Origin of the sequence: Streptomyces sp. 15-116A (assembly GCF_025290915.1) — a bacterium.
Lineage (GTDB): Bacteria > Actinomycetota > Actinomycetes > Streptomycetales > Streptomycetaceae > Streptomyces.
In genome coordinates this window covers 1-5,140 of sequence record NZ_JAOCQE010000371.1, presented here as the reverse complement: position 1 = coordinate 5,140, position 5,140 = coordinate 1, and the positions used below count along the sequence as shown (strand labels likewise).

The following is a 5,140-nucleotide window of genomic DNA, read 5'->3' as shown; positions in this document are numbered from 1 at the left end:
GGGCGGCGGTCAGATGCGCACCGACCAGCGCGCGCAGCCCGTGGCCCGCCTCGGCGGCCCGTTCGCCGAGGGCGCGCCGGGCGGTGATCTCGTCCCGGGTGAGGCGCCGGCCGGTGGCCGCGACATCGGCGAGGAGACGGGCGTACCCGTCCAGATACTGCTCCGGTATCTCCTGCTCCACCGTCCCGCCCCCGTCACCCGGCGTTCCGTGAATTCCTGACGCCGCCCTGACGTCCTCCTGACGCGTTCTTGGCGCCCCACCGGCATGCAGACCCTAATGAACATTGCCGGGGTCCGGCAATGCGCGCCGGCGCCGGGGGCGGGCACCATGGTGCGCGGGGAGCACGGGGGACGGTTCCGGTGCCCGGTACCGGCAGGTGCCGGGTGCCGGAGCCGCTACGGGGGGCTCCCCCTTCTCAGCGGTCGGTCGGGTGCGCCGCGGACAGCGCGGCCAGCTCCTCCGGCGTCCGGGGGCCGTCGTCCGCGTCGCCCAGCAACCCTCGCGCACGCAGCAGTTGCCCCACCGCGACACCCCACGGCAGCCGCAGCCCCGCCGCCGCGAGCAGGTCGGTGCGGGCCAGCAGGTCGGCGGCCGGACCGGTCCGCGCGCCCGACGGGGTGAGCAGGGCGGCGTCGTCGGCCCAGCGCAGCGCGAGGTCCACGTCGTGCGTGGCCATCACCACCGTCGTGCCGCCCTCGCGCAGCCGGTCGAGCGTGGCGAGCAGCCGCTCCTGGCCGTCGGGATCGAGGCCCGCCGTCGGTTCGTCCAGGATCAGCACCCGGGGTCGCATGGCGACGGCGCCCGCGATCGCGGTCCGCTTGCGCTGCCCGTAGGACAGCAGGTGCGTGGGCCGGTCGGCGAGCGCGGAGATGTCGAGCGCGGCGAGCGCCTCCGCCACCCGGGCGCGCACCTCGGCGTCCGGCAGCCCGAGGTTGAGCGGCCCGAACGACACGTCCTGCCCGACGGACGCGGCGAACAGCTGGTCGTCGGGGTCCTGCACCACCAGCTGCACGGTCGTCCGCAGCCGGGTCAGCCCCTTGCGGTCGTAGCGCACCGGCCGGCCCTCGACCGTCAACTCCCCTTCCCGCGGGCGCAGTCCACCGCTGAGCAGCCGCATCAGCGTGGTCTTGCCGCTGCCGTTGCGCCCCAGCAGCGCCAGCGCCCGCCCCTCGCGCACCGCGAAGTCGAGGCCGGTGAGCACGGGCGGCCCCTCCTCGTAAGCGAACGACGCGCCCCGCAGGGCGACCAGGGGCGGCGCTTCGGTCACGACAGGGGCCTTTCCAGTACGACGGTGAGCGCGGCCAGCGCCGCCAGCAGGGCGAGGCTCGCGGCGGTGAAACGGACGGAGACGCGGGCCTCGGGGACCAGGACGCGCAGGGTGCCGTCGTAGCCGCGTCCGGCGAGGCCCGTCTGGAGGCGGGCCGCCCGGTCGAAGGACCGGACGAACGCGGTGGCGCCGAGACCGCCGAGCGAACGCCAGGTGGCCGCGCGGGTGGTGTGCCCGAGCCGGGCCGCCTGCGCCTCACGGATCCGGCGCATCGAGTCCAGCAGCAGGAAGCTCATGCGGTACGTCACCAGCGCCACGTCGACGAGGGGCGCGGGCACCCCGGCCCGGACCAGACGGGGCAGCAGGTCGGACATCGGCGTGGTGAACGCGAACAGCAGCACACCCAGCGAGGCCGCAGAGGTGCGCAGCAGCAACTCCCCGGCGCGCAGCGGCCCGTCGGCGGCGAGCGACACGAACCCGCCGGGCCCGCCCACCTGCACCAGCAGCGTCAGCGCCCCGGTGACACAGAACCCCAGCGGCACCCGGTACGCCCGCCACAGCCGCCGCCCCGGCACCCCCGCCGGACCGAGCAGCACGGCGAGCGCGGCCACGATCACCAGCGCCGCCCCCGGCCAGGGCGGCAACGAGATCGCCAGCACCGTCAGCCCGAGACCGAGCACCGCCTTGTCCACCGGATGCCGCCGGCGCCAACGACTGCTGTGCGCCGCCGCGTCGATCGGCAGCACGAGCCGTCAGCTCCCGGACCGGGAAGCGGCCCGGCCGCCCTCACCCGCGTCGGCCTCGACGCCTTCCGCCTCCTGACGTGCCAGCGCCCGCGCCTCGCCCTGGCGGCGTCCCCGGCGCAGGCCGAAGTAGTACGCGAGGACGCCCGCGCCGATGGCCGCCTGGAGGGCGAAAAGCGCCGACTCGATCTCACCGGACGGCGGTTCGTACAGCGGGGAGAACCACGGCTCGTAGTCCGGGTCGATCTCGGTGATCGCCGTCTCCGCCTCCGCGTCGGCCCCCGCGAACGGCTCCTCCTTGTGGTCGCCGAGCCCGAACACCAGTGGAATCACCGCGAGTGCGGCCACCGCGAGCAGCAGCAGGGCGTTGATCCTCGTGTCGCGCTTCATCGGGCCACCGCCTCCGGCTCCGTGTTCTTCTTGCCGGCCCTCGTCAACAGCACGCCCAGCCGGGTCAGTTCACCCCTGCTGGACTGCACCAGCATCCGCATCACCAGCACGGTCAGCAGCCCCTCGCTGACCGCCAGCGGGATCTGCGTCACGGCGAAGATGGAGCCGAACTTGCCGAGCGCGCCCAGGAATCCGCTGCCCGGGTCAGGGAAGGCGAGCGCCAGCTGCACACTGGTCACGCAGTACGTCGACAGGTCGGCGACGAACGCGCCGAAGAACACGGCCACCATCAGCGGCACGTCGTAGCGGCGCAGCAGCTTGTAGACGGCGTATCCGGCCCAGGGGCCGACCACCGCCATCGAGAAGACATTGGCGCCGAGCGTGGTCAGCCCGCCGTGGGCGAGCAGCAGCGCCTGGAACAGCAGGGTGATGGTGCCCAGGACCGCCATCACCGGCGGCCGGAACAGGATCGCGCCCAGACCGGTGCCGGTGGGGTGGGAGCAACTCCCGGTCACCGACGGCAGTTTCAGTGCGGACAGGACGAACGTGAACGCTCCCGACGCGCCCAGCAGCAGCGTGCTCTCGGGGTGTTCTCTCACTTCACGGATGAGCGACCGGGCTCCGTGGATCACGAACGGCGCCGATGCGGCACCCCAGGCGACCGCGTGCGCCGGTGGCAGAAAACCCTCGGCTATGTGCATGGCTCAGCAGACCCTCTCCAGCACCTCGTGGATGGTTGACGCGCCTTGGCCGGTCTCCTGGCTGACGGGTACCACCGCCCGTACTCCGCCTTCCCGGGTCCCAAGAGACCCAGTGGCTGTCCGCGAGGACTGGAGCCGGACTTCCCGATCACAGTGGCGAGGGCCGCACCGGTACCGCACCGGTTTCCCGTCACCAAGGCGTGGTGACAGTAGTGCCCGCCGCGGCCCGGTGACAAGCGGCAGCAGGGGGCGCGCGACGGGCGCCCGGCGGCTCGTGACCCGGCGCACACCTGCGGACTTGACACCGGGCACCCCGTCCGTCGCGGTGGGCGGACTGAGGGGAGGTGGTCATGGGTAGGCCCCTGCTGCAATTAATATGCAACAGCGATTTTCGGGCAACAGCGTGGCTCCACGGCGCGCGACAGTGATGTGAGGTTCGATGACCACCCGACGAATACGAGGTGCTGCCCTCGCCGCCGCGCTGGCCGGAGCGGTCACCGCCTGCTCGGCACCCGGCGGCGGCGCCGCGGACGCCGGCGCCGCCGCCGACTCCGTGGTGATCGGCGTCGCCTCCGAGCCGGACACCCTCAGCCCGCTCCTCGGCTACGGCAAGGACGGCAACTCCAAGATCTTCGACGGTCTGCTCGCCCGCGACGCCGACCTCAAGCTCAAGCCCGCCCTCGCGAAAGCCCTGCCCGAGGTCGGTGACGGCGGCCGCCGCTACACCTTCACCCTGCGCGACAACGTGAAGTTCAGCGACGGCGAACCCCTCACCGCCGACGACGTGGTCTACACGTACGACACGGTGCTCGACGACAAGACCAACAACACCGCCAAGAGCGAACTCGACGCCATCAAGGACGTCGAGGCCAAGGACGACCACCAGGTCGTCTTCACGCTCAAGTACCCCTACGCCGGCTTCGCCGCCCGCACCGTCCTGCCCATCGTTCCCGAGCACATCGCGGGCAAGCAGGACCCCAACACCGGCTCGTTCAACACCAAGCCGGTCGGCACCGGACCGTACGTCCTCACCGGCTGGAGCAAGGGCGAGAAGCTCACCTTCAAGGCCAACCCGGACTATTGGGGCGGCGAGCCGAAGGTGAAAAAGCTCACCATGGCGATCATCGCCGACGACGACGTCCGCGCCACCCGCCTGCGCTCCGGCGACCTCGACGGCGCCGTCCTGCCGCCCAACCTCGCCGCCACCTTCAAGAACGACGACAGCAGGAAGACCTACGAGGCCACCTCCTACGACTTCCGCGCCGTCACCCTCCCCACGGAGAACGAGGTCACCGGCGACACCGCGATCCGCCGCGCCCTCGACCTCGCCGTCGACCGCGAGGCCATGGTCGAGCAGATCCTCGACGGCGCCGGCCGCCCCGCCTACGGCCCGCTGCCCCTGGACGACCCCTGGTACGCCAAGGGCATCGACCGCCCCCAGAACCTCGGCCAGGCGAAGAAGACCCTCGACGAGGCCGGCTGGAAGACAGGCAAGGACGGCATCCGCGCCAAGGACGGCCGCCGCGCCGCCTTCACGCTCTACTACCCGGCCGGCGACAAGGTTCGCCAGGACCACGCCCTCGCCTACGCCTCCGACGCCAAGAAGGCCGGCATCGACGTGCAGGTGGAGAGCGCCGGCTGGGAGGTCATCGAGCCGCGCATGAAGCACGACGCGGTCCTCGCGGGCTTCGGCAGCACCGGCGACCCCGACTTCGGCCTCTACACCCTGCTGCACTCCTCGCTCGCCGGCGACGGCTTCAACAACATGGCCCGCTACGACAACCCGGCCGTCGACCGGGCCCTCGACACCGGCCGCCGCAGCCAGGACCCGAAGGACCGCAAGGCCGCCTACGACACGCTCCAGCGCGAGCTGGTGAAGAACCCCGGCTACACCTTCCTCACCCACATCGACCACATGTACGTCCTCGCCGACCGCTGGGACGGGCTCACCACCCAGGTCGAACCGCACGAGCACGGCTTCGCCAGCGGCCCCTGGTGGAACGTCGAGGACTGGCAGCCGAAGAAGTGAGCTCCTTGA

5 protein-coding genes, 1 pseudogene and 1 riboswitch are annotated in these 5,140 nt (G+C 72.2%); of the genes and pseudogenes, 1 reads left to right on the top strand and 5 read right to left on the bottom strand.

The genetic code is table 11. The annotated features are described in order from the left end of the window. The 5 genes and pseudogenes from N4P33_RS32490 to N4P33_RS32470 form a co-directional block, all read right to left on the bottom strand. Window positions 1-181 (bottom strand): annotated as a pseudogene (locus tag N4P33_RS32490) (PucR family transcriptional regulator); the annotation flags it as partial. A gap of 235 nt (window positions 182-416) precedes the next feature. After that, window positions 417-1,268 carry an energy-coupling factor ABC transporter ATP-binding protein gene (locus N4P33_RS32485; RefSeq protein WP_260830528.1) on the bottom strand — a complete coding sequence of 284 codons (852 nt, stop codon included), beginning with the start codon at window positions 1,266-1,268 and terminating at the stop codon, window positions 417-419. Beyond that, entirely contained in the window at window positions 1,265-2,014 is a 750-nt protein-coding gene (gene cbiQ, locus N4P33_RS32480; RefSeq protein ID WP_260830527.1) for a cobalt ECF transporter T component CbiQ, read from the bottom strand. The genes N4P33_RS32485 and cbiQ overlap by 4 nt, the downstream gene beginning before the upstream one ends. A 6-nt stretch (window positions 2,015-2,020) precedes the next feature. Continuing rightward, entirely contained in the window at window positions 2,021-2,401 is a 381-nt protein-coding gene (locus N4P33_RS32475) for an energy-coupling factor ABC transporter substrate-binding protein (RefSeq protein WP_260830526.1), read from the bottom strand. After that, window positions 2,398-3,102, bottom strand: a complete 705-nt coding sequence (locus tag N4P33_RS32470) for an energy-coupling factor ABC transporter permease (protein ID WP_260830525.1) — start codon at window positions 3,100-3,102, stop codon at window positions 2,398-2,400. Before N4P33_RS32470 ends, N4P33_RS32475 begins: the two co-directional genes overlap by 4 nt. Window positions 3,103-3,131: 29 nt before the next feature. After that, window positions 3,132-3,315, bottom strand: a riboswitch (cobalamin riboswitch). Window positions 3,316-3,541: 226 nt separating this feature from the next. Here N4P33_RS32470 and N4P33_RS32465 point away from each other — a divergent pair. Further along, the gene (locus tag N4P33_RS32465) at window positions 3,542-5,131 is read left to right on the top strand and encodes an ABC transporter substrate-binding protein (protein WP_260830524.1); all 1,590 of its coding nucleotides are present in this window, start codon (window positions 3,542-3,544) and stop codon (window positions 5,129-5,131) included. The last annotated feature ends 9 nt before the right edge of the window (window positions 5,132-5,140 follow it).

Bases quoted from the DNA above. Each gene is read 5' to 3' on its own strand.
- N4P33_RS32475 (WP_260830526.1), bottom strand. From the start codon at position 2,401: ATGAAGCGCGACACGAGGATCAACGCCCTGCTGCTGCTCGCGGTGGCC.
- N4P33_RS32470 (WP_260830525.1), bottom strand. From the start codon at position 3,102: ATGCACATAGCCGAGGGTTTTCTGCCACCGGCGCACGCGGTCGCCTGG.
- N4P33_RS32465 (WP_260830524.1), top strand. From the start codon at position 3,542: ATGACCACCCGACGAATACGAGGTGCTGCCCTCGCCGCCGCGCTGGCC.